Source organism: Actinomadura logoneensis (assembly GCF_003428695.1).
GTDB lineage: Bacteria > Actinomycetota > Actinomycetes > Streptosporangiales > Streptosporangiaceae > Spirillospora > Spirillospora logoneensis.
In genome coordinates this window covers 1-21070 of sequence record NZ_QURH01000299.1, presented here as the reverse complement: position 1 = coordinate 21070, position 21070 = coordinate 1, and the positions used below count along the sequence as shown (strand labels likewise).

The 21070-nt window shown below is 68.1% G+C and carries 19 protein-coding genes, 1 tRNA gene and 3 pseudogenes; 13 read left to right on the top strand and 10 right to left on the bottom strand.

The window, feature by feature from the left end:
• Positions 1 to 113: 113 nt before the first annotated feature.
• Entirely contained in the window at positions 114 to 1391 is a 1278-nt protein-coding gene (locus tag DZF91_RS18255) for an MFS transporter (protein WP_158587971.1), read from the bottom strand.
• Between DZF91_RS18255 and DZF91_RS43250 the strand changes: the two genes are divergently transcribed.
• On the top strand, positions 1380 to 1775 hold the full coding sequence (locus tag DZF91_RS43250) for a DUF7919 family protein (protein WP_456236650.1): 396 nt from the start codon (positions 1380 to 1382) through the stop codon (positions 1773 to 1775). The genes DZF91_RS18255 and DZF91_RS43250 overlap by 12 nt on opposite strands.
• Positions 1776 to 1877: 102 nt before the next feature.
• Entirely contained in the window at positions 1878 to 2135 is a 258-nt protein-coding gene (locus DZF91_RS43180; protein WP_117358663.1) for an RHS repeat-associated core domain-containing protein, read from the top strand.
• A 799-nt stretch (positions 2136 to 2934) separates the two neighbouring features.
• Here DZF91_RS43180 and DZF91_RS18245 read toward each other — a convergent pair.
• Both DZF91_RS18245 and DZF91_RS41205 read right to left on the bottom strand, forming a co-directional pair.
• Positions 2935 to 3204: a hypothetical protein gene (locus tag DZF91_RS18245; RefSeq protein WP_147341204.1), complete on the bottom strand. Its 270-nt coding sequence runs from the start codon at positions 3202 to 3204 to the stop codon at positions 2935 to 2937.
• Positions 3205 to 3395: 191 nt separating this feature from the next.
• Positions 3396 to 3533: pseudogene (locus tag DZF91_RS41205) on the bottom strand (IS5/IS1182 family transposase); the annotation flags it as partial.
• A 690-nt stretch (positions 3534 to 4223) separates the two neighbouring features.
• Between DZF91_RS41205 and DZF91_RS18235 the strand changes: the two are divergent.
• Positions 4224 to 4787, top strand: coding sequence for a hypothetical protein (locus DZF91_RS18235; RefSeq protein ID WP_147341203.1), 564 nt, complete (start codon positions 4224 to 4226; stop codon positions 4785 to 4787).
• Positions 4788 to 5065: 278 nt separating this feature from the next.
• Here the strand turns inward: DZF91_RS18235 and DZF91_RS18230 are convergent, their stop codons facing one another.
• From DZF91_RS18230 to DZF91_RS42700, 5 genes are all read right to left on the bottom strand, one after another.
• Positions 5066 to 5980, bottom strand: a complete 915-nt coding sequence (locus tag DZF91_RS18230) for a phosphotransferase enzyme family protein (protein ID WP_117358660.1) — start codon at positions 5978 to 5980, stop codon at positions 5066 to 5068.
• Positions 5981 to 6540: 560 nt separating this feature from the next.
• Positions 6541 to 7023, bottom strand: a complete 483-nt coding sequence (locus DZF91_RS18225; protein WP_147341202.1) for a hypothetical protein — start codon at positions 7021 to 7023, stop codon at positions 6541 to 6543.
• A gap of 349 nt (positions 7024 to 7372) precedes the next feature.
• Positions 7373 to 8278 carry an aldo/keto reductase gene (locus DZF91_RS18220; RefSeq protein ID WP_117358658.1) on the bottom strand — a complete coding sequence of 302 codons (906 nt, stop codon included), beginning with the start codon at positions 8276 to 8278 and terminating at the stop codon, positions 7373 to 7375.
• On the bottom strand, positions 8278 to 9468 hold the full coding sequence (locus DZF91_RS18215) for a cupin domain-containing protein (RefSeq protein ID WP_117358657.1): 1191 nt from the start codon (positions 9466 to 9468) through the stop codon (positions 8278 to 8280). Before DZF91_RS18215 ends, DZF91_RS18220 begins: the two co-directional genes overlap by 1 nt.
• A 9-nt stretch (positions 9469 to 9477) precedes the next feature.
• Positions 9478 to 9600 (bottom strand): hypothetical protein, encoded by a 123-nt coding sequence (locus DZF91_RS42700; RefSeq protein WP_268915952.1) that lies wholly within the window; start codon positions 9598 to 9600, stop codon positions 9478 to 9480.
• 209 nt (positions 9601 to 9809) lie between these two features.
• Here DZF91_RS42700 and DZF91_RS18210 point away from each other — a divergent pair, with 209 nt between their 5' ends.
• From DZF91_RS18210 to DZF91_RS38965, 5 genes and pseudogenes are all read left to right on the top strand, one after another.
• Positions 9810 to 10679: a hypothetical protein gene (locus DZF91_RS18210; RefSeq protein WP_147341201.1), complete on the top strand. Its 870-nt coding sequence runs from the start codon at positions 9810 to 9812 to the stop codon at positions 10677 to 10679.
• Entirely contained in the window at positions 10676 to 11371 is a 696-nt protein-coding gene (locus DZF91_RS18205) for a RibD family protein (RefSeq protein ID WP_117358655.1), read from the top strand. Before DZF91_RS18210 ends, DZF91_RS18205 begins: the two co-directional genes overlap by 4 nt.
• A 47-nt stretch (positions 11372 to 11418) precedes the next feature.
• Positions 11419 to 12680: pseudogene (locus tag DZF91_RS18200) on the top strand (IS701 family transposase).
• Positions 12681 to 12825: 145 nt separating this feature from the next.
• A complete protein-coding gene (locus DZF91_RS18195; RefSeq protein ID WP_158587970.1) occupies positions 12826 to 13365 on the top strand; it encodes a transposase in 540 nt (179 codons plus the stop codon).
• Positions 13366 to 13476: 111 nt separating this feature from the next.
• Positions 13477 to 14121, top strand: a complete 645-nt coding sequence (locus DZF91_RS38965) for a helix-turn-helix domain-containing protein (protein ID WP_147341199.1) — start codon at positions 13477 to 13479, stop codon at positions 14119 to 14121.
• A gap of 104 nt (positions 14122 to 14225) precedes the next feature.
• Here the strand turns inward: DZF91_RS38965 and DZF91_RS18190 are convergent.
• Together DZF91_RS18190 and DZF91_RS18185 are read right to left on the bottom strand one after the other, a co-directional pair.
• Positions 14226 to 15224, bottom strand: a pseudogene (locus DZF91_RS18190) (IS630 family transposase); the annotation flags it as partial.
• A gap of 277 nt (positions 15225 to 15501) precedes the next feature.
• A tRNA-Arg gene (locus tag DZF91_RS18185) sits at positions 15502 to 15578 on the bottom strand.
• A gap of 84 nt (positions 15579 to 15662) precedes the next feature.
• Between DZF91_RS18185 and DZF91_RS18180 the strand changes: the two genes are divergently transcribed.
• The 5 genes from DZF91_RS18180 to DZF91_RS18160 all read left to right on the top strand — a co-directional run.
• Complete coding sequence (locus tag DZF91_RS18180; protein ID WP_235834386.1) at positions 15663 to 16499, top strand: phosphotransferase enzyme family protein; 837 nt, start codon at positions 15663 to 15665, stop codon at positions 16497 to 16499.
• Entirely contained in the window at positions 16483 to 17433 is a 951-nt protein-coding gene (locus DZF91_RS18175; protein ID WP_117358652.1) for a cobalamin biosynthesis protein, read from the top strand. The genes DZF91_RS18180 and DZF91_RS18175 overlap by 17 nt, the downstream gene beginning before the upstream one ends.
• Positions 17430 to 18971 carry a cobyric acid synthase gene (locus DZF91_RS18170; protein ID WP_117358651.1) on the top strand — a complete coding sequence of 514 codons (1542 nt, stop codon included), beginning with the start codon at positions 17430 to 17432 and terminating at the stop codon, positions 18969 to 18971. The genes DZF91_RS18175 and DZF91_RS18170 overlap by 4 nt, the downstream gene beginning before the upstream one ends.
• Before the next feature lie 46 nt (positions 18972 to 19017).
• A complete protein-coding gene (locus tag DZF91_RS18165) occupies positions 19018 to 19689 on the top strand; it encodes a DUF1444 domain-containing protein (protein ID WP_117358650.1) in 672 nt (223 codons plus the stop codon).
• Between the two features lie 559 nt (positions 19690 to 20248).
• Positions 20249 to 21070: AMP-binding protein (locus DZF91_RS18160; protein ID WP_147341198.1), on the top strand; the 822-nt coding region annotated here is incomplete at its 3' end.

The window sequence follows — 21070 nt, the reverse complement described above, 5'->3', positions numbered from 1 at the left end:
GTGACCCATCGGCCGCCGGGCTGCAGCTCACCCACCCATCGTCGCCCAAGTACCGGGCCACTCAAATTCCTCTCGCCTGGGCCGGGGGCGTGCAGGGAACGTGTGGCGGCGGGTCACCGGTCGTTCCGGCCCGCGCCGTCGGTTCGCGCCGCGGGGACCGTCTTCGAAGTGGTGGTGTGGAGGCGTAGTCGTCGGCAGGACGGGACGGTCAGCGGCGCGAGCGCGCCCAGGGCCATCCCGGCGCTGCACACGGCGAGTGTTCCCCGGGTCCCGAACGCAGACAGCAGGACGGGGACCACCGGGTAGCCGAGCGGCGCGATGACGAGCTCTCCCGTCCACGCCACCGCCGACACGCGCCCCTGCTGGGCGTCGGGGAACTCCTGCTGCAGGATCGCGCGCCAGGCGACCGCCGCGATCGACATGCCCGCGGCCGCGGCTGCGACCCCGGCGCCGACCGCCCACAGCGGCGCCCGCAACGCCATGAGCGCGTCGGGCAGCAGCATCGGTACGCAGCCCAGGTTGTTGCGCCACCCGGCCCGCACCGGCGGCCACACCAGGCTGACCACCGCGCCCGCCACCATCCCGCCGCCCAGGCAGCTGGCGACGGCGCCCCAGGCGGCCGGGCCTCCGAGGTGGGCGCGGACGTAGGTGATGCCGACGATGCCGTAGCCGATGTGCCAGCACGCGACGCCGAACGCACCCGCCAGCACGTTCACCCACAACCAGCGCCTGGAGACCGCGATCGTCCACATCTCGGCGACATCGGTGCGGAACATGGTCGGGGACCGCTTCAAGGCCGGGACCGGCACCCGCGCCATCAGCGCGGCCGCCGCGTAGTAGGACACCGCGTCGACGCCGAGGGTGACCGAGGTTCCGAACGCCGCGACCAGCACTCCGCCGACGGACGGACCGACGATCGTCGCGCTGTAGCGGGTGAGCTTGGCCAACGCGTTCGCTTCCCGCAGGTGCTCCAGGCTCACCAGCGACCGAACAACCCCTTCCTGGGCAGGAAGGATGAACGACGACACCGCGAACGTCACCGCCCCCAGCACCGCCAACGCGGCAACCGACGCGGTATCGGTGGCGGCCAGTACGGTCTGGGCAGCGCCGATCACTCCGAACACCACCAGCGACCCGACCAGCAGCAGACGGCGCGGAACCCGGTCGGCAGCCGCCCCGGACACCGGCATCAACAACACCTGCGTCCCGACCTGCGCCAACAGCAGCATCGCGATCCCGGTCGCCCCGCCACCGGTGTCCAGGATCGTCATCGAGACCGCGCCCGTCGCGATCCCCGACCCGAGGGCGTTGGCGACCATGGAGGCGTAGTAGCGCCGGTACCCGCGGGAGGTGCGCAGCGGCGCGGTGATCCGAGAGGACTGGGCACGCACCAGGCCCGAGACTCGGCGCGTAATCCGGCTCCCGCCCTGATCAACCACTACATCACCGCCCACAACTACCAGCCCCCGACCGAGTTCACCACAGTGGTGCAGAACGCGGACGTGGAGGACTGGGCCACCAAACGCTGGAACGTGAACGGCCATCGACTGCGATCGCCTTCCCCTGGCTTCCCGACGGCGCAAGCGTCCTGGACCCAGACGACCCCGACACCTGGCCGGACTCGCTCACCTGACTCTCAACCACAACTCACTGCAGTCCCCCAGAAGCCGCAACAACCAGTACAACCAACCGGGAAGCGATCAGACCCAACCTGGAAACGCCTCTCCGAGCGGTCGAGACCGTGCAGATCAGACACGCTTAAAAACACCCGCTGACCGTTCAGTGGTTCGACGGGACGGCTTTGCCGATCACCCCCCTTTCGCTCGACATCGCCGTCCGAAGGCTCGACTCACGACGGCCGTGAACTTCCGCTCGGAATGCGTTACTACGTCCCCGCACTCGGAGGATTCACACAGCGGGACTCTCTCGTTTTCCTCGGCAATGTAGAGCGCGGCAACCGCTATGCCTGCGCAGCCGACAACCCGATCAATTACACCGATTCCAGCGGGAAAGACATCAGGAGCAACTGGACTGCCGCCTGGGCTGGCAGCGCTTTCGGGGGGGATGACGTTCGCCCTGACCGGAAGCCCGGCCCTCGCCGGGGGAATCGGTGGATGCGCTACAGGATTCACTGACGACTATCTTGGCGGATCAAGCATGAAAGACAGAATTGTAGGGGGTTGTCTCGGCTACCGAAGCGCCGGCCTTGTACTTGGCTGGCTAACTCAAGAGGCAGCAGCCTAGACTCACCGAAGACCTCGGGGCGGCTCCGGCCGCCCCGAGGTGGAGGAATGTGAAATTCAACAAATAGCAACGATGTGCATTGAAGGTTGCTGCACTCGCCGGAGTGGTATTGCTTGCAATCTCACTCATTTCCTACCTGCAAAATATGCTCGATCGCGCTTTCTGTGTACCTCTGATTATTGGATCGGCCGCGATTGCCATATCCATCTTTGGGTTACTCGTGAGCAATTGCAGCAATCGAGGGCGGCGGTAATTTTAATCAGTCGAATCGGCAGTCAGAGATGGATTTCAGATTATTCCGGTTGGGTCAGTAGCGAAAACGGGGGCGGCCATCACATAAGATGATGATCCGGGCGTGGACGGCCTCTCCCCCTCTGGGGATCAGGCGCAGGTCGAAGTCCGTGATCTCGGCGAGCACTCTCCTGTTAGAGCGTGATCTGCCGGGCGCGCAAGGCCGCCAAACGCGTGCCAGCGCCACACGCGCAGCACTCCCACCGACCCGGCCAAAGAAACACCAATCAAGATTCTCGGAGGTGACGTCGTCGGTCGGGTCGGCATCCAGAGTGCGGACCAATCGTCACGGTGTTCCTGGAGGGCCTGCGCACCATCGATGTGAGCCGCAGCCGTGTCGGCCCGCCGCGCGGGAGGCGGTGGCCTTCAGACCGGGCAGCGCGACACCGCAGCACCCGGTCACCCAGGCGGGGCGCCTGTGCGGGCCTTGTCGACCAGCGCCCGCCAGATCGTGTCACGGGTCCTCGGTAAGACCGCGGGGCCATCAGCGCGGTCGTACAAGAGCCCGATCAGCTCGCTGAGCGGGAACGGGCGACTGGGCACCTCCTGCCCCAGGAGCGTGCCGTCCAGGGCGAGCGGGACGGGCCCGCTGGTCAGGGGCGCGAAAGCGGACTCGAGAGCGTCCAACACGCCGCCGGAACGGTATGCGGTGCCCTGATCGATGGTCATGGCGTCCTCCGGATGAGGGAAGCGGTGGAACGGGCGCCCTCTGGTCTCGAGCACGGTCCGGCGACCAATGGGCGGATCACTGGCGGTTCCATGGGCAGCCACAAATGCCAGAGGAGTGGCCCAGGTGAGATGTGACCTGGTGCGGCCCGGATTGAGTGAACCGAGTCAAGCGAAGGTCAGACGCCGTCTGAGAACATCGCTGCTGCCAGCACCTCGCGATCACCGGCACGGCGACGACCGCCTCCGTTCGGACGTGTCGGTGCAGGTGGCACCACCCGCTCGAACAACTCCCACGACTCATCTGGAACCAGACGCTCCACCATCGTCACGGCGAAACACTATCGGCCCAGCCAAATGAAACGAGGTTCAAGCGGGGTCGAGTCGAGCTGAGGCCGAGAGCCGGCTGAGGACCTCGCCGCAGGTCGAGCCCACAGATGGGGGCCGCAAATGAGTGTTGGCAGAGACTCGTTCCCATTCTGACCTGCGAAAACGGTCGGCGGATTCTGCGTGCGGTTGGTGCTCGGGGGTCCTTTGTCTTCTCTGATGTCCAATCGTTGGCTGGGGCGGTCTTCTAGGCGAGTGAACAGGGACCGGGTGGCCGTCTGGGGCCCCGACATAACAGCCCACAGTGCAACCCGCACGACGGGGCCGAGGCGGTCACGTCGAAGCTCACCCGGGCCCCCGTAGCACCAACCCGTCTGAGGAGCGCTATAAGTACAAGTATGCACGCTGTCACCTTCTCGGGATCAGCTCGGCGGCTCGGGTAAAATTTTCGAAAATGCGGTAACATGTATCCACGATCCAGTGAATACGCCGAACATGCGGACTATCGAGGGGGCGGTTTCGAAAGGCTGTCAAACAGGGACAGGGGGTCGATTATTGGTCGATCCCTGTTTGCAGGAGAGGCAATCTTGTTCCCGATGGAATCCGCATCATCGCACGAGGGTGAGATCGGCACGGCATGCCGGGTACAAGCATTGATAAATGCCTAATCAGCAGGCCGAGAGGCAGGGTGTATAATGGCAGAATTCGCCGATCTCGAGGTCATCATCGGACCGCCAGTGATCACGCCTTCTCCAGTGGACTGGGCGGCGGTGGAGAGAGCGTTTGGGCTGCGTTTTCCAATGGACTACAAACGCCTGTTCGATCGTTACGACAATCTGGAGTTCGATAACTTCCTCGGCGTATTCAGCCCCGGTCCTGACGCTGATGCCATGCTCGCTGGCATTGGAGATGCGCTCGAACCTCTGAGGGTTTTGACGGCCGATTCCGAGAGCATCTACCTCGTGGACGATTACGGCCAGTCCAGCGAAGCGCCCCGCTTCCCGATCTTTCCGGAGCCAGGTGGTCTCCTGCATTGGGGCGCGACCCAGAACGGGGATTCCTGCCTTTGGCTGACCACAGACACCGACCCCGAGCGGTGGGACATTGTCGTCACAGACGGCGGGGACTGGTGGCACTTCCATGGCACCTTTGTGGACTTCCTGGTAGGTGTGATGGAACGCAAGATCCGTTGTCCGATCTTCCCGGACGACTTCCCGTCCATCCGTCGGGTGGATCAGTTCGAGGTACACGACCGGTAGCTGCGGCAGGGAGCATTGTTGCGGTGACAGTGCCGCGCCGCGACTGCGCTCATCTGTTCCGGACGCCAAGATCGCTCGCCCTCGGATCGCACACGGGGCGAGTGACGCGCATACGGAACCATCCAACAACTCCACGGCGCGGCACCGGAAACTCCGGCGGATGAGGTGAGGGCGAGGTGATCCTTCCCAGATGACCGCCAGGTCGTTTCAGGTCACGTGGCCGTGAAACGAGGGAGCCCAGGCACTGAAGGTTCAGGGTGAGCCTGGGTGCTTCGCGGTCAGGTGGGTTTCATGTACCAGCGGTCGGTGGTGCCTTCGATGAGGGAGCGCATTCGGCGCCTGAGTTCTTGGTGGGAGAAGGGGTCGCCGTGGGCGTTGCGGATGTGGATGCTGACGGCGTAGAGGTCGCGGATGCGTTGGAGGGTCTCGTATCCGGGCCATGCGCGTAGGTCGTGGCCGTAGGCGGTGGTGAAGGCGTCCACGTCGTGTTGGTTGAGGCCGAAGCGGGTCTGGCCGTGGTGGCTGTGGATCAGGTCCCATTCGCGGGGGCCGAGGGCGACGCTGTCCCAGTCACCCAGGATGACATGGCCATCACGGTGGCGGAACAGGTTGTCGATCCAGGCGTCGCCGTGCAGGAGGACGGGAGGCCCGACGAACGGCAGCTGCTCCCACTGCTCGGTGAGGTCGGTGATGTGGTGGCTCAGCCATCCGCGTTCGCTGGGTGTGAGGTTGTCGGGATGCTGCTGGAGGTTGGCGCGGAGGCTGGCCAACGGATCGACTAGGCGCCGGAGCGCGATCGGTGGGGTGGGGAAGGCGTGCAGGTCGCGTAGGAGGCGGCCGAGTTCGCTGGTGGTGGAGGGGAGGTCGCTGGCCGGCACGTAGTCCCAGAATGTGACGGCGACGCCAGAGCACATCAGCGGCTGGTCGGTGATGTGGTCGGTTGGTCGGACAGTGGGGAAGCCGTGTTGGTCGAGCCAGCGCGTGACGGCCAGGACGGCGGGCAGCCACTCGGCGGCGGTGGGTGCGGTGGCGATCCGCACGATGATCGGGTCTTTGAGCTTGTAGACGGCGTTGCTGCGCAGCCGTAGGAGTTCAGCACCACGGTGGTCCAGCCCGACGGTTTGGCATGCGGTGTGCAGGATCTGTTGAGCGCGGTCGGCGAGGCTGGGGGCGCCGGCCAGTGATTCAGCCATGGAGCCTTTCGCTTTGGCCGTCAGGAACGGTGGGTTCGGGGGCCGAGTACCTCATCCAACCTACGCAGTTCCCAGGGACGGGCGGAGGCCTGAGGCGATGGCGCGGCGGACGTCTCGGGCGCGAACGAACACGATGGAGGTTCGGTGTTCGGGCGGAAGGCCCAGTAACGCCTGCTTAGCGAGCACGCAGGTGCCGGCTAACATCCACTCCACCGGCCACGCAGGCATCCAGCCCCTCGGCTACGTAGCGGACGAGACGTCGTCAGCAGATGATGGCTGCGACCAGTGTCGTGAGGGCTTGGTGGATGTCGTCGCGGGTGACCCAACGGATGCGCAAGCGTCGGAACCAGTGGAGTAGGCCAACGGCGCGTTCGACGACGTATCGGTGGACACCAGGCCTGAGTGGCGGCAGGTACTGCGGCGAGCTGGGTGTCCTGGCCTTTGCTGAGAACGTCGGGCTTGAGCCCAGTCGTACCCAGAGGACAGGGCTCCGCCCGCTTTCGGACACGCGTCAAGGTATGTGCCCGCTCGGTCGGGCGGATGAGCGCCCAAGCCTGGTTTCAGCGGAGGTTAGCTATGTGTTCTTTGAGCAGCGGGGCGAGGTGGGCGTGGACGGGGTCGCGGTCGGCGGCTTGGAGGATGATCGCGGCCACGATGAGCTCGGCTTGTCGGCCCTCGTCGGTGTGCAGGGTGTCGGCGAAGGTGTCCCGTACCCGGGCGGCGATGTCGGGTGTGGGGAGGGTGTAGGCGTGGAGGTGGGCTGCGTCGAATCCGTGGGGGGCGGGGCCGAAGCCTTCCCAGTCCAGGATGTTGAGTTCTGGTGCGGTGATGTTGGCCCAGTGGAGGTCGCCGTGGGCCAGGCTCCATCGGTGGACGGTGGTCTCTGTTTCTGCCGCCCCGACGTAGCGGGGTAGGGCGCGGTGGACGTAGTCCTGGGTGATGACTGGGCCGCGTCCTGGCGGTGCGGGGGTAGCAGACAGGGTCTCCACTGCTTCGCGGAGGCGTCCGAACCATGAGTCGGGCAGCTCAAGGGGAGCGGTCAAGGCGGGTGTGGTCGAGCACACTGGCGTCGCGACGTAGGTGGTGAGTTCTGCGCGGTAGGCGTGGTCTCCGCGGGTCCATTCGTGGCTGCGGAGGAGTCGGGGGCGTGGGATGCCGGTGGGGATGGCGTCGGCTGCTTGGGCGGTACCGGTCCAGAGCTTGCCGCCGCGCTTGTGCGCCAGCGTCTCCATGACACGGAGCCACGCTTTGTTGGGGCCGTCGAGGACGGCGGTGCCCAGGGTACGACCGCCGTGCCCCCATGCCCATGGGGCCTCTGGGAGCCGAGCACAGTGGAGTTCGCCGGCTGCGGTGGTGAAGGCGGTGTGCATGCGTTCTCGAACGGCGGGGTCGTCAGGTTCGGAGAACACGGCAGATCTCCCGGAGGTGCTCGGGCTGGAGCGGTGGGCGTTGGAAGGTGACGAGTGCGTCCTGCAAGTGTGCCGTAGTCGAGGCCGAGAGGAGGGCGCCGGTGATACCTGGGGTGGAGGCGACCACGGTCAGTGCGGCTCCGCTGGGCGACAGCCCTGGTCCGATCAGCTCGGCCAGTTCTTGGCTGACCAAGGTGGTGAGTTCACCACCGTTGAGCGGCGCGGACGCCCAAACTTCAAGTCCCGCATGGCTTGCCTGCGCGACGGGGCCCCCTCCCTTCAGGGACTGGGAGAGCGGGGCGAGCTGCACGAGATTGACCGGAAGTTGAATTGCGGCGAGGTGATGGTCGGGGCCGCCGGCGGCCTGCCGTGCAGCGGCGAGCAGTTCCGGGACGGTGAAGGCGCTGCTTGAGAAGCCACTCCAGGTAGCGATGCCGTATCCGGTGATGCGGCCCTGGTGGGCGGCTCGTTCGCAGGCCTCGAACGCATCACGAATCTGGTGCATGAGATGCTGCCGGTCGGTGTGGATGTCGTGCTCAGGGTTGTGGAGATAGAGCAGGTCCAGCCGACTTCGCCGAAGCTCGGCCAGGTTCTGGGCCAGTTGATGGTCGATGTAGTCGGGCGTGAGGCAGTGCCCGCGCTCGGCCTGCTGGACGGTGACGACGCCCGCGACTCGCGCGGCGGCTGCCTGTGAACGGGTCATGTGCCCGACCTTGCTCGACACCCGCACCTGGGAATGGTTGATCAGGTGGCGCCCCAGGTGGGTTTGGGCGGTGCCGTGAGCGTAGACGGGTGCGGTATCGATCAGGGGAAGCCCTGCCGCGATGGCCGCCTGGGCAGCGGCGGACACATCGCGGCAGCGGTAGGTTCCCAAGCCGAGCAGCGCCATCACGGCTCCCACACGGCCAAGACCCCGGCCCGAAGCAGCTGATCGATGAGGCCGGCGATGTCCTCCAGAGGGGTTGCGGATCGTTCGGCGAGGCAGCCCAGCGTGGTGAGCTGGCCGGTGGTGAGAATGCGCAGGACAGGCGCGGCGCGCTGGTCGAGGATCCAGCGTTGTTCCGCTGCCTCGAGCGTGACCGTGTCGCCGCCCGTTCGGGTGACGGCGCGTGGGGTCACCAGTTGCACCGACAGGCTCGGGTCGGTCGGCAGGGCTTCGGCGACGGCGTGGGGGAGCGAGAAGCCGCCATGTGCGCCGTAGGCGGCGTCGCGGCTGTTGAAGTAGGCACTGATCAGTTTCGGGTCGTTCAGGCGCTCCTGCACGAGCTTGGCGGCCTGGGCCCGCCAGGAGTCTTGGCCGTGCTGGTCGCCTGGCCGCGGAAGGTCTTGGCGGATGGCGTGCTCGGCGCGGAGCTCATCGACCAGCCATGCGAGCAGGTCGACTCCGGTGTGGGTGGCCAGGCCACAGGTCAGGTGCAGGGACGGTTTGCCGGCGGAGGCTGCGGCGGCGTGCCACCAGCCGCGGGGGACGTGCAGCACATCTCCCGCGCGCAGGGTGAACTCGTCGATGGGTTCACTGGGTGCTTGGTCTTCGAAGGTGACGTCCCGGTACATCGGCGCGGGCCGGGTGGGTCCGTAGATGCGCCACCGCTTGGCGCCGGAGATCTGCAGGACGATGACGTCGTGGTCGTCCCAATGCACGCCGAAGCCCTCGGTGGCCGTCCACGAGGCGTAGGAGTTGACCTGCACACCGGTCCGCAGGTGCCGCTCCAGTCCGCACACCAGGTTGCGGATCGGCGGGTGCATTTCCTCGATCGCGTCCAGGACCAGGGTGGCACCGGCGCGGAGCTGTTCGGCGACCAGATGCGGCTGGGGAGCCTCCCATGGCTGCATCCGCCGGTAGGTGCGGCGCTGACAGTACTCCGAGGTCGGAACCGTGGTCCCATCGATCGCCAGCCGAAACCGGGGCGGCTCCAACCGGTGGGTATCGAGGAGCTGGTTCAGCGCTCTCCAGGTGAGCAGGCCAGCGAAGCGGTCCTGTTCATCCTTGGGAGCAGGGTAGACGCGGTGCGCGCGGCCCAGGTCCTGGGCGAGGAAGTCGTCCCCGCCCAGGACCTCGACGATGAGATCGTCGATCATGAGGTTCGGTCAGCCGTCGTTGATGTCGGACTTGCCGGACGAGCCGCCGTCCGACGGCTGGGTCGCCCTGCCGCGTGCCGCGACGATCTTCTCGACGGCCACCACCAGGCCCCCGCTGTTCTGGGCGTCCATCAGGACTCCTTCCCGGCCCGCCACACCTTGTGACGCTGCCTACTGAGCCCTACCTTCCGGTGATTCGGCCGTTCGGCCCAGTGAACGAGCCCGTGGCCACAGCCCGTGGAACCAGTCCACGGGACCCGTCAACCGTTTGGGATTGCGCCTGGGGCTGACGGCGCTACGCTCGCGGGCGGGACCACGTGTGAGCCGAAGGCGCGACCGACGTGACCAAACGCAAGGTGTTCGATCCGGGGAGTGTCCCGGTGGCGTTCTGGGGCCGGGAAGACATCCAACGTGCCCTGGCCTGCCGGGACGTGGCCGACCTTCTCCGCCTGTTCTTGGACACCTTCGCCCACTGCACCCAGACCCAACTGGCACTGCTGACTCAGCACGACCGATCCGACATCTCCAACTGGATCCGTGGTGTCCGCCAAGGCCGTGTCTCCGACATCGAAGTCCTCACCCGCATCGCCGACGGGTTACAAATGCCCGACCAGGCCCGCCTCCTGCTCGGCCTCGCGCCGACCAACCCCGAGGCATTGCGGACCGCCCAGCACGACCGCAGCCCGCGCCCCACCGAACAAGCCGAACCCGCACGAGGTGTGAAGGTGGCGATCTGCGGAAGCCGTGCGCACGACACCGACGCCAGCGTGATCAACGCGGCCATCCGGTGCCTCGCCAGGCTCGTCATGAGCAACGGCTACCAGGTCAGCCACGGCCCCGTCGGGGTCGGTATCGAGGTCGTGACCTACATCGCCGACCAGTACCGCCCACCTGAAATCGCCCAAGCCTTCGGACTGTTCGGACACCGCAACGTCATCCACGATGCCGAGTACGTCCTGGTCCTCGGTGGCGCCGCCGGCACCCAAACCGAGATCGACCTCGCTCTGGCCGTCGGCAAGAAAGTCATCCCGCTACCGGGCTCGGGTGGGACGGCACGCCGCTTCTACCACCGCGCCGCTCAGGATCCACGTCTACGGTCCTGGATTTCCGAGCAGGACTTCACTGCCCTCAACGTCACCACAGACCCGGCTGAGGACTTCGTCCGGATCGTCGAACAGCTGATCACCAACGAACATGGAGATCTCACATGAGTGAACGCCCGTACGTGCTGCTGTCGTGTGCAGCGTCGGTGGACGGATACATCGACGACGCGACCGACCAGCGTCTGCTGCTGTCCAATGACGAAGACTTCGACCGCGTTGACGACGTCCGAGCCAGCGTCGACGCCATCCTGGTCGGAGCCAACACCATCCGCCAGGACAACCCACGCCTGCTGGTCCGCAGCGAAGCCCGCCGCCAGGGACGCCGCGAGCGCGGCCTGCCGGAAAGCCCCATCAAGGTCACCTTCACCGCACGCGGCGACCTTGACCCGGCCGCCAAGTTCTTCACCGCCGGCGATGTCGAAAAGATCGTGTACTGCGCGTCCCCGGCGGTCGACAAGTGCCGCGACACGCTCGGCGGGGTCGCCACCGTCGTCGACGCCGGCGACCCGGTCCAGGTGACCGCGATCCTTCACGACCTGGCCTCCCGCGGCGTGGAGCGACTCATGGTCGAGGGCGGCGGAACCGTCCACACCCAGTTCCTCACCGCCGGCCTTGCCGACGAACTCCAGCTCGTGATCGCCCCGTTCTTCGTCGGCGACACCAACGCCCCGCGCTTTGTGGGCCCAGGCGTCTTCCATCACCACTCTGCCAACCGGATGGCACTGGCCGAAGTCCGTCCCATCGGCGACGTCATCCTCGCCCGCTACCTGATGACCACCGAGAAATCAGTCGTGGCCTAGTACTACAGCCTGATTTCGTGATGTGGGGTCTGTAGTTTCGGGGTGTGGTGGCTGCTGATGATCTGCAGGTGTGGGTGTCGGGGCTGGATGCGTTGTTGGCGCGGGTGGTTGACCGGTTCGGGCGGGTGGAGCCGCGGCGGCAGGCGAGGGCGTATGTGAGGGGTTTACTGGCGCCGGTAGAACGCAAGAACGGCTGGCAGTTGGCCGAGGCCGCGGGTGATCTGTCGCCGGGGCGGATGCAGCGGTTGCTGACCAGTGCCCGTTGGGACCCTCGCCGGATGCGCGATGACCTGCGCGATTATGTGGTGGAGAACCTCGGGCACCGGGACGCGGTGCTGATCGTGGAGACCGGGTTCGCCCGTGAAGGGCGCCAAGTCGGCCGGGGTGCAGCGCCAGTACTCCGGCACGGCGGGCCGGGTGGAGAACTGCCAGCTGGGAGTGTTCTTGGCTTTCGCCTCTCCGCTGGGGCGGGCGCTGATCGATGCCGAGTTGTATCTGCCCAAGTCCTGGCTGGCCGACCCGGCGCGCTGCGGCCAGGCTGGCATTCCCGCCGGTATCGAGTTCGCGACCAAGCCGGTACTGGCCCAGGCGATGCTCGCCCGGGCGCTGGACGCCGGAGTGTCGGCGTCGTGGGCGACTGCCGACGAGGCGTATGGGATGGACTTCAAGTTCCGCCGCTTCCTGGAGCAACGCCGGGTGAACTATGTGGTCGCGGTGCCCAAGAGCCAGAGCGTCGCGATGAGTCTGCGTGCCGGGGATGTGCGTGCCGACACGGTGGCTGCTAGCGCTCCGCCTGAGGCATGGAAGCGTCTGTCCTGCGGAAACGGCGCCAAGGGCCCGAGGATGTATGACTGGGCGCTGGCCGATGTGCACTTTGAGGCCGAGCCCGGTTACCGGCGATGGCTCCTGGTGCGCCGGAGCCTGATCCCAGACACCAAGGGTGAACTCGAGTTGGCCTACTACCTGTGTCATGGCCCCGCCGGCACCGCGCTGGAGGAATTGGTCGGTGTCGCCGGAGCACGTTGGGCGATCGAGGAGTGCTTCCAGTCGGCCAAGAACGAGGTCGGCTTGGACCAGTATCAGGTCCGCCGCTTCGACGGCTGGCACCGGCACATCACGCTGGCGATGCTCGCCCACGCCTACCTCGCCGTCACCGCCGCCCACGCCCCAAAAGCACAAACGGCCTGGTCCGCCTCTCACCAGCAGAGATCCGCCGTCTCCTGGCACACCTGACCACCCCCGGCCGCCCCGTGGACTTCGTCCTGGCCTGGTCCACACAACGCCGCCGACACCAGACCCGAGCCCGTAGCAGCCACTACTGGCGACGCTGGCTCCCACATCACAAAATCAGGCTGTAGTACTAGGCGGAGAACGCGGAAAACCGCCGGGCCGCCTCCGTCGTGATGACGGGGGCGGCCCGGCAAAGTCGACAGGACTCAATCACGACTGCGTTTGTGTTGTCGCAGTTCAGAGGGTGGCACGGCCAGGAGGATTCGAACCCCCGACTGAGGTACGTCAGACTGAGCCGTCCGGGCACGTCGTGCGAGAACGACGCCGTCGGCGCTGCTGGCGCGCATATGTCTCGCCCCGATCCGGGCGAGACCGGTCAGTTGCGAGCCATCATCGAAGCCAGCGACTGGCTGACCGTCGTCTGCCTGCCTCCCTATGCGCCCAACCTCAACCCGGTCGAGGGAATCTGGTTCCTGCTACGCCGCAGCAGCCAAGCCAACACCCACTTCACCAGCCCCGACCACCTCATGCGCGCACTACGCCACGGACTACGCACGATCCAGTACCGCCCCGATCCCATCACCGCCTGCCTCACCGCCGAGCGGTCTTCCTCGCGACATTTCTCTGGGCATTATTGGCCTTATAATGCCGATGGATACATGCCCCTGGAGGATGTTGCTCGGACTGTATTTTCTCGGCACGGTGTGGATATGAGCGGAGCTAAATGGGATTACTTTAACCGATTTGAGTCGGGGAGGGACTAATGCACGGCCAGGGAACGGTTCGTTATGTATCTGAATTTCTCGAAAGTGTTGCCACGTCTGATGGCGTGCAGTGAACTGGACGCGCGGTCGCTATCGTGCTTGTCTGGAGTGTTGGAAGTAGAGCTCCGGGCAGTGTTGGAAGGTGAAACGCCAAGTTCGGCGATCGTGCGTCAAATTGCCCCTGTTCTAAATTTTCATGAGGTCGACCTATTGCTGATTGCCGGTATTAAAATTCCTGAAGACCTGCTACTTCCGATGGATGAGAGGGTTAGGCCATGGATTTCCGTCCTGGTGGGCATTTCTATGGGCCTATCGCTTGATCGAATACTCCAGCTGCGCAGGCGAGTACGCTCTTTTCCGCTGGAAGTAGTGGAAGGTCTATCTCAAATTAGCTCTTATGGTGAAAGTGGTCAGACAACTATACCTTCCCTTATTGTGCAGTTGTTTGAGGTCCGAAATATGGACCTAAGTGCGATGGCTAAAATGCTGCACCGGACGACTGGAGGGGCTCTGTATATTTCACCATCAACCATTTCTCGGATCGAGAGGGGGGATAGGGAATTGACTTCCGAATTTCTCGTCGGGAGCAGTGTTGCGCTTGGGTTGCCCGTAAGGCAGATGTCAGCGTTGACCGGAATTGCTCTCGCTGACGTGGTGCAGGATCCAATACTCAACCATGTTGCCGAGATGGTTTGGGAGGCTCGAGCTCTTAATCTGGGGCAGATGCAGCAGTTGATTGAAGAGGCGGAATCATAGTGCAAGGTGTAGAAGAATTCTGGAAACTTATGCTCCGGTGGTAGAAGCAGCGCCACCGACCGTCGCGGTTACATGGACAGGTCCGGGCGGGGACAGAATTTTCGCTAGTGTCTTGAGTCGTTAATTCGTTGGCAGTATGCGGCGAGGGTTTCGAGGATGTCGTCGGCGGGTTTGGTCCAGACGAACGGTTTGGGGTCTTTGTTCCACTAGTTGATCCAGCCGTCGCGTTCGAGTTCGACGACACTGCGATGGGCCGAGTGGCGGAGTTTGCGGTTGGTGAGTTCGGCGAACCAGCGCTCCACCAGGTTGAGCCAGGACGAGCTGGTCGGGGTGAAGTGCAGGCGGAACCGCGGGAGCGGGATCAGCCATTTCTTGACCGGCTCGGTCTTGTGGGTGGCGTAGTCGTCCAGCACCAGGTGCAGGTCCAGGTCCTTGGGGACGGCGTCGTCGATGAGTTTGAGGAACCGCAGGAACTCCTGGTGGCGGTGCCGGCGGTAGTGCTGGGCGATTACCGATCCCGACGACAGGTCCAGCGCGGCGAACAGGCTGGTGGTGCCGTGCCGGATGTAGCCGTGGGTCATCCGGGCCGGGGTGGTCGGCATGATCGGCAGGATCGGGGCGGTCCGGTCGATCGCCTGCATCTGCGACTTCTCGTCCGCCGCCAGCACCAGCGGGTTGTCGGGCGGGTTCATGTACAGCCCGACCACGTCGCGGACCTTGTCGACGAACTGCGGATCGCTCGACAGCTTGCAGGTCTGGACGATGCGGGGTTTGAGGCCGAACGCCCGCCAGATCCGCGAGATCGTCGACTGTGACATCCCCGTCGAGGCCGCCATCGACCGAGTCGACCAGTGCGTGTCGGACCCCGGAGTGTCCTGCAGTGTCGCGGTCACCACCCGCTCTACCTGCGCATCGGTGATCGTGCGAGGCCGCCCCGGACGCGTCTGGTCGGCCAGGCCGTCCAGCCGGTCGGCCAGAAACCGCGACCGCCACTTCGACACCGTGTTCCGCGAGACCCCGACCCGCTCGGCGACCCGCGCGATCGTCTCGCCCTCAGCGCACAGCAACACGATCCGGGCCCGCAACACCAACGCCTGCGACGACCCCGTCGGCCCGCCCGGATGTGCCGTCCCGGCGGGGCTGACGTGCGCTTACACGACTGAACGTGTGGGGGCGGGTTCGGGTTCCCGCCGGGCCCGTCAGATGGCCCTACGGGCGTGGTGTGGTGTGGCGGGTCGCGTGGGGTGGCGTGGGTCACAGCGGGTGCGGTCGGGGCCTTGGATGGCCGCCGAGCGACCACGGAGCAACCATGGCGGCGAACCGGGGCGAAGTAGGCGGGAGTTGATCTTGACTGGGGTGGGGATTTGGCTGGTCAGTGGGTGGCGCGCCCAGAGGGATTCGAACCCCCGACCGGCAGATTAGAAGTCTGCTGCTCTATCCGGCTGAGCTATGGGCGCTTGTGGAAGAGGAGTCTAGAGCGAGGCGGGGGGTGTTCGCACTGTCGGGCCGGGGGGTGTGGTCACCTTGGGGGGGTTCGGGGCGTGGACGGCCTGGGGATGGGCGAACAGGTCATATCGTTCTGGCTTGTGGTGCTGGAGATCGAGGTGCCGCTCGAGGGCGGGGATGTCACCGAGGGCGTGGTGCGCGCCGGGGAGACCGTGCGGCGGGTGATGGGGGCGCACAGTCCCGCGGTGCACGGGCTGCTGCGGCATCTGGAGGCGGTCGGGTTCGACGGGGCGCCGCGGATGCTCGGGGTGGACGAGCGCGGGCGGGAGATCCTGAGCTGGGTGGACGGCGAGTGTCCGCACCGGCCGATGCCCGGGTGGGCGGTGAGCGACGAGGCGCTGGCCGGGGTCGGACGGCTGCTGCGGCGGTACCACGAGGCCGTGGTGTCGTACGGGACGCGGCCGGACGATCCGTGGGACGTGGCGGCGTCGAACCTGGACGGGCCGCCGGAGCTGATCGGGCACTGCGACGTGACGCCGGAGAACGTGGTCTTCCGGGACGGTGTGCCGGTCGCGTTGATCGACTTCGATCTCGCCCGGCCGACGACGCGGATGTACGACGTGGTGACGGCGCTGCGGCACTGGGCGCCGATCTCCGATCCCGCCGACCGGGACGATCTTTTGTACGACGTGGACGCGGGACGGCGGATGCGGGTCTTCGCCGACGCGTACGGGCTTTCGGCGGGGGAGCGGCGGGAGTTGCTGCCGGCGGCGCGGCTGCGGTTCGAGCGGTCCTACCGGGCGATGAGGGCGCGGGCCGAGAGCGGCGGCGCCTGGGCGCGGTTGTGGCGGGGCGGCGCGGGGGCGCGGATCCGCCGGGCTCAGGACTGGCTGGACGTCCACTGGGATGAGCTCGATGCGCGTCTCGTCTAGGGCCGTGGGGCTGCTCGCCGGGGTGGCGCTGGACGCCGTGCTGGGTGATCCGAGGCGTGGGCATCCGGTGGCGGCGTTCGGACGGGTCGCTTCCGCGCTGGAGAAGAAGGTGTACGCCGACTCTCGTGCGCGCGGGGTCGTGTACACCGCGGTGCTGGTGGGCGGGACGGTCGCTGGGGGCTGTGTTGTCGAGCGGGGCGTCCGGGAGAGGCCGCTCGTGCGTGCGGGGGTGACGGCGCTCGCGACGTGGGCCGTCCTCGGCGGGACGTCGCTGGGGCGTGAGGGACGCGTCATGAGCGGCTACCTGGAGGACGGTGATCTCGAGGCGGCGCGGGGACGGCTCGGGCACCTGTGCGCGCGTGATCCCGCCGGGCTAGGAGCGGACGAGCTGGCGCGGGCGACGGTCGAGTCGGTCGCCGAGAACACCTCCGACGCGTCCATCGCGCCGCTGGTGTGGGGCGCGGTCGCCGGGGTGCCGGGGCTGCTGGCCTACCGGGCCGCGAACACGCTGGACGCGATGGTCGGGTACCGCAACGCGCGGTACGAGCGGTTCGGGTGGGCGTCGGCGCGGTTCGACGACGCCGTGAACTGGGTTCCTGCGCGGCTGACCGGGCTGCTGGCGGTGGCGTGCGCGCCGCGCGGACGGCGGGCCGAGGCGTGGCGGGTGCTGCGGCGGGACGGCGCGTCCCACCCGAGCCCCAACGCGGGGCGCTGCGAGGCGGCCTTCGCGGGTGCGTTGGACGTCCGGCTCGGCGGGGCGAACAACTACGGCGGGCAGGTGGAGAAGCGGCCCGAGCTGGGGGACGGACGGTCGCCGGAGGTCGCGGACATCCGGCGCGCGGTGAGGATCTCGGGACGGGTGACCGCCGCGGCGGCCGTCCTGTGCGCCGGCATCGCGGGGATACGGGAGACCATGGATCGGACGGGACGATGACGCGCGGCGGGGCACTGCTGGTGGCCGGGACGACGTCGGACGCGGGGAAGAGCGTCCTGACGGCGGGGCTGTGCCGGTGGCTGGCGCGGCAGGGCGTGCGCGTCGCGCCGTTCAAGGCGCAGAACATGTCGCTGAACTCGATGGTCACCGCGGACGGCGCGGAGATCGGGCGGGCGCAGTACACCCAGGCGCTCGCGGCCGGGGTCGAGCCGTCCGCGCTGATGAACCCCGTGCTGCTGAAGCCGGGCAGCGACCGGCGCAGCCAGATCGTGCTGCTCGGGCGTCCGGTCGCCGAGGTGGACGCGCTGGAGTACGGCGCGCACAAGGAGCGGCTGCGCGAGGTCGTCCTCGACAGCCTGGCCGAGCTGCGCGCCGCGCACGACGTCGTGGTCTGCGAGGGTGCGGGGAGCCCGGCGGAGATCAACCTGCGGCGCGGCGACCTGGCGAACATGGGCCTCGCGCGGGCCGCGGACCTGCCGGTGATCATCGTGGGGGACATCGACCGGGGCGGGGTGTTCGCGTCCCTGTTCGGCACGCTCGCGCTGCTGGAGCCCGCCGACCAGGCCCTGGTCGCCGGGTTCGTGATCAACAAGTTCCGGGGCGCGGCGGAGCTGCTCGCGCCCGGCCTCGCGCAGCTGGCGGCGCTGACGGGCCGTCCGACGCTGGGCGTGCTGCCGTGGCGGCCGGGGCTGAACCTGGACGCCGAGGACTCCCTCGCCCTGGACGGTCCGCGCGCGCAGGCCGCGCCGCCGGTCGGGCGGGAGACGCTGCGGGTGGCGGTCGTCCGGGTGCCGCGCATCTCCAACTTCACCGACGTGGACGCGCTGACCTGCGAACCCGGTGTGGTCGTCCGGTATGTGACGACGCCGGGGGAGCTGGCGGACGCCGACCTGGTGGTCCTGCCCGGCTCGCGGGCGACCGTCGCCGACCTGGCGTGGCTGCGCGAGCGCGGCCTCGCCGACGCGATCACCGCGCGGGCGCGCGAGGGCCGGCCCGTCCTCGGGATCTGCGGCGGGCACCAGATGCTCGCCCGGACGATCGAGGACGCGTACGAGTCCGGCGCGGGCACCGTCCCGGGGCTCGGGCTCCTGCCGACGACCGTGCGTTTCGGGCCGGAGAAGACGCTCGGACGGCCGTCCGGCACCGCATACGGACAGCCCGTCCGGGCGTACGAGATCCACCACGGGATCGTCGCGGTGGACGGCGGGGAGCCGTTCCTCGACGGCTGCCGCGCGGGCGCCACCTACGGCACGACGTGGCACGGCGCGTTGGAGAACGACGGGTTCCGGCGGGCGTTCCTCGCCGACGTCGCCGCCCGCGCCGGACGCGACTTCACGCCCGCGTCCGACGTCGTGTTCGCCGCGCTCCGCGAGCAGGCCCTCGACACCGTCGCCGACCTCGTGGACGAGCACCTGGACACCGCCGCGATCATGGCGCTGCTGGAGCACGGCGCGCCCGCGGGACTCCCCGTCGTCCCGCCCGCCGGCCCGCCGGACCTCGTGTCCCGCCCCCGGGACCCGGACGTCCCGGTAAGGTGATCGACTTGCGTGTCCAGCCGACCCCGCCGTGCAAGGAGGTTCGCCGGTGACCGAGCCGCGGAGCAGACTCGTCGTGCCGCTCATGAGGGCGAAGGTCCCCTGCGACGTGCAGCTGGAGTTCCCGCTGCCGCCGGGCGAGGAGCCGATCCGCGAGCCGTTCGCGGCCGAGGTGTACGTGACGTACGCGCTGGAGCTGCCCGCCGAGCCCGGGACGGTGACGCTGCCCGGCGCGGGGGCCGGCCGCCGCTACGAGCACGTCGCGCGGCGGCACTGCGCCGAACTCGGCATCGACCCGCGCGACCTGGCCCGCCAGGCGTCGATCAACCTGCGCGACCTGCGTCCGGAGCTGGGCTTCGGCTGGTACCCGGACGCGCGCGCCGTCACCGTGACGCTCGGCTCCGCCGACGCCAAGGACCCGTCCGGACGCGGCGGGCTGGAGGCGAGCCTGCTGCTGGACGAGGGCTTCTGCGACAAGCTCGCCCAGGACGTGGAGGGCGACCTGGTCGTCGCCGCCCCCGCGCGCGACGTCTTCGTCGCCACCGGGACCGGGCATCCGGACGGGCTGGCGAAGCTGCGCTGGGCGGTCGACCAGGTCTGGGCGGCCGAGCGCTCCGCCGAGCCGGACGTCCCCGCGAGCTGGGACGTCCCGGCCGGTTCGCTCCTCACCCGCGACCTGCTGGTCCGCCGCCCCACCGGCTGGGAACCCCTCCCCGCCTGACCCCGTCGGCCGCTCCGGTAGGGCCGTCCACCCGGTCCCGGTAGGGACGTCCGCCTGCGCGCGACCGTTTTGCGCGTGCCGTCCGCGCGCCATCTGCGGGGCCTGCGTGTGCCGCCTGCGCGGCTTGCGCGTGCCACCTGCGCCCGGCCTGCGTGTGCCGCCTGCGCGGACCTGCGGGGTCTGCGCGTGCCGCCTGCGCCGCCCGCTCCGGTAGGCGGCGTTCGCGTGCCGTCGTCCGGCCGCCACGTCCGCCCGCGCGGGTGGCCGGGGTCGGTGTCCGGTGGCTTCGGAAGGGGCCGAAACCGTGCGCCGGACGGCGGTGGGGGTGGGCCGAATACCGGGTGGTCTCGGACGGGTTGACGGCCGAAACCCGGACGGACGGGGCCCGTGAGGCGGCGTCATACTGCGGCGTTCCGGGGCAAGGGTGGGCAGGGTGGGGCGTCTGTAGGTATGACCTAATTCCGGACCGACTCAGACCGAAACGCCATGAACCGGCCGTGTCGGTATGCCTACCCGGCGTAGCCTCCGCTTGTCGTTCCCAGGCGGAAGGAGACACGACATGGAAGGCAACCTCGCGTCCGTGCTGGCCCGTCGCGCCGACACCCGCGGATGGCGCGACCGGCCCCTGTTCTACGCCGGCGACAGGACGATCAGCCACGGCGAGGTGCACGACGCGGCGGCGCGGGCGGCGGGGGTGCTGCGGGCGGCCGGGGTCCGGCGCGGGGACCGGGTGCTGCTCGCGCTGCCCGACTCGGTCCCGCTGGTCGCGGCCCTGTTCGGGACGCTGCGGATCGGGGCGGTGGCGGTGTTCGCGGGGCCCGAGCAGGGCGAGCGGGAGCACGCCTACGTGCAGGCGGACGCCGAGCCGCGCGCGGTGGTCTGCGCGCCCGAGCTGGCCGGGCGGTTCCGGTCGGTGCAGGTCCTGACGGGGGACGACCTGGCCGACGAGCCCGCGTCCGTCCCGGAGGCGGTGCCGGTGGACGCGGACGATCCGGCCTACGTCCAGTACACGTCCGGGACGACCGGAAAGCCCAAGGGCGCGGTGCACCGGCACGCCGACGCGGCGGCGTACTTCGCGGCGATGGGGGACCGGGCGCTCGCGATGAGGCGGTCGGACGTGGTGTTCTCGCTGGCCAAGGCGTGCTACCCGTACGGGCTCGGCGCGACCGTGCTGTTCCCGATGTTCTGCGGGGCGGCGGCGGTGCTGTGGGCGGCGCAGCCGAGCGTGGAGGGCGCGGCGGAGCAGGCGCGGCGGCACCGGCCGACCCTGCTGTTCACCGTCCCGACCTGGTATGCGCGGCTGGTCGCGGCGCCGGAGCGGGCGGCCGGGGTGCGGCGCGCGTTCGGGTCGCTGCGCGCGGCGGCGTCGGCGGGCGAGCCG

Bases quoted from the DNA above. Each gene is read 5' to 3' on its own strand.
- DZF91_RS18235 (WP_147341203.1), top strand. From the start codon at position 4,224: ATGGCAGAATTCGCCGATCTCGAGGTCATCATCGGACCGCCAGTGATC.
- DZF91_RS18215 (WP_117358657.1), bottom strand. From the start codon at position 9,468: ATGATCGACGATCTCATCGTCGAGGTCCTGGGCGGGGACGACTTCCTC.
- DZF91_RS18170 (WP_117358651.1), top strand. From the start codon at position 17,430: ATGACGCGCGGCGGGGCACTGCTGGTGGCCGGGACGACGTCGGACGCG.
- DZF91_RS18220 (WP_117358658.1), bottom strand. From the start codon at position 8,278: ATGGCGCTGCTCGGCTTGGGAACCTACCGCTGCCGCGATGTGTCCGCC.
- DZF91_RS42700 (WP_268915952.1), bottom strand. From the start codon at position 9,600: ATGGACGCCCAGAACAGCGGGGGCCTGGTGGTGGCCGTCGAGAAGATC.
- DZF91_RS18205 (WP_117358655.1), top strand. From the start codon at position 10,676: ATGAGTGAACGCCCGTACGTGCTGCTGTCGTGTGCAGCGTCGGTGGAC.
- DZF91_RS43180 (WP_117358663.1), top strand. From the start codon at position 1,878: ATGCGTTACTACGTCCCCGCACTCGGAGGATTCACACAGCGGGACTCT.
- DZF91_RS18245 (WP_147341204.1), bottom strand. From the start codon at position 3,204: ATGACCATCGATCAGGGCACCGCATACCGTTCCGGCGGCGTGTTGGAC.
- DZF91_RS18175 (WP_117358652.1), top strand. From the start codon at position 16,483: ATGCGCGTCTCGTCTAGGGCCGTGGGGCTGCTCGCCGGGGTGGCGCTG.
- DZF91_RS18230 (WP_117358660.1), bottom strand. From the start codon at position 5,980: ATGGCTGAATCACTGGCCGGCGCCCCCAGCCTCGCCGACCGCGCTCAA.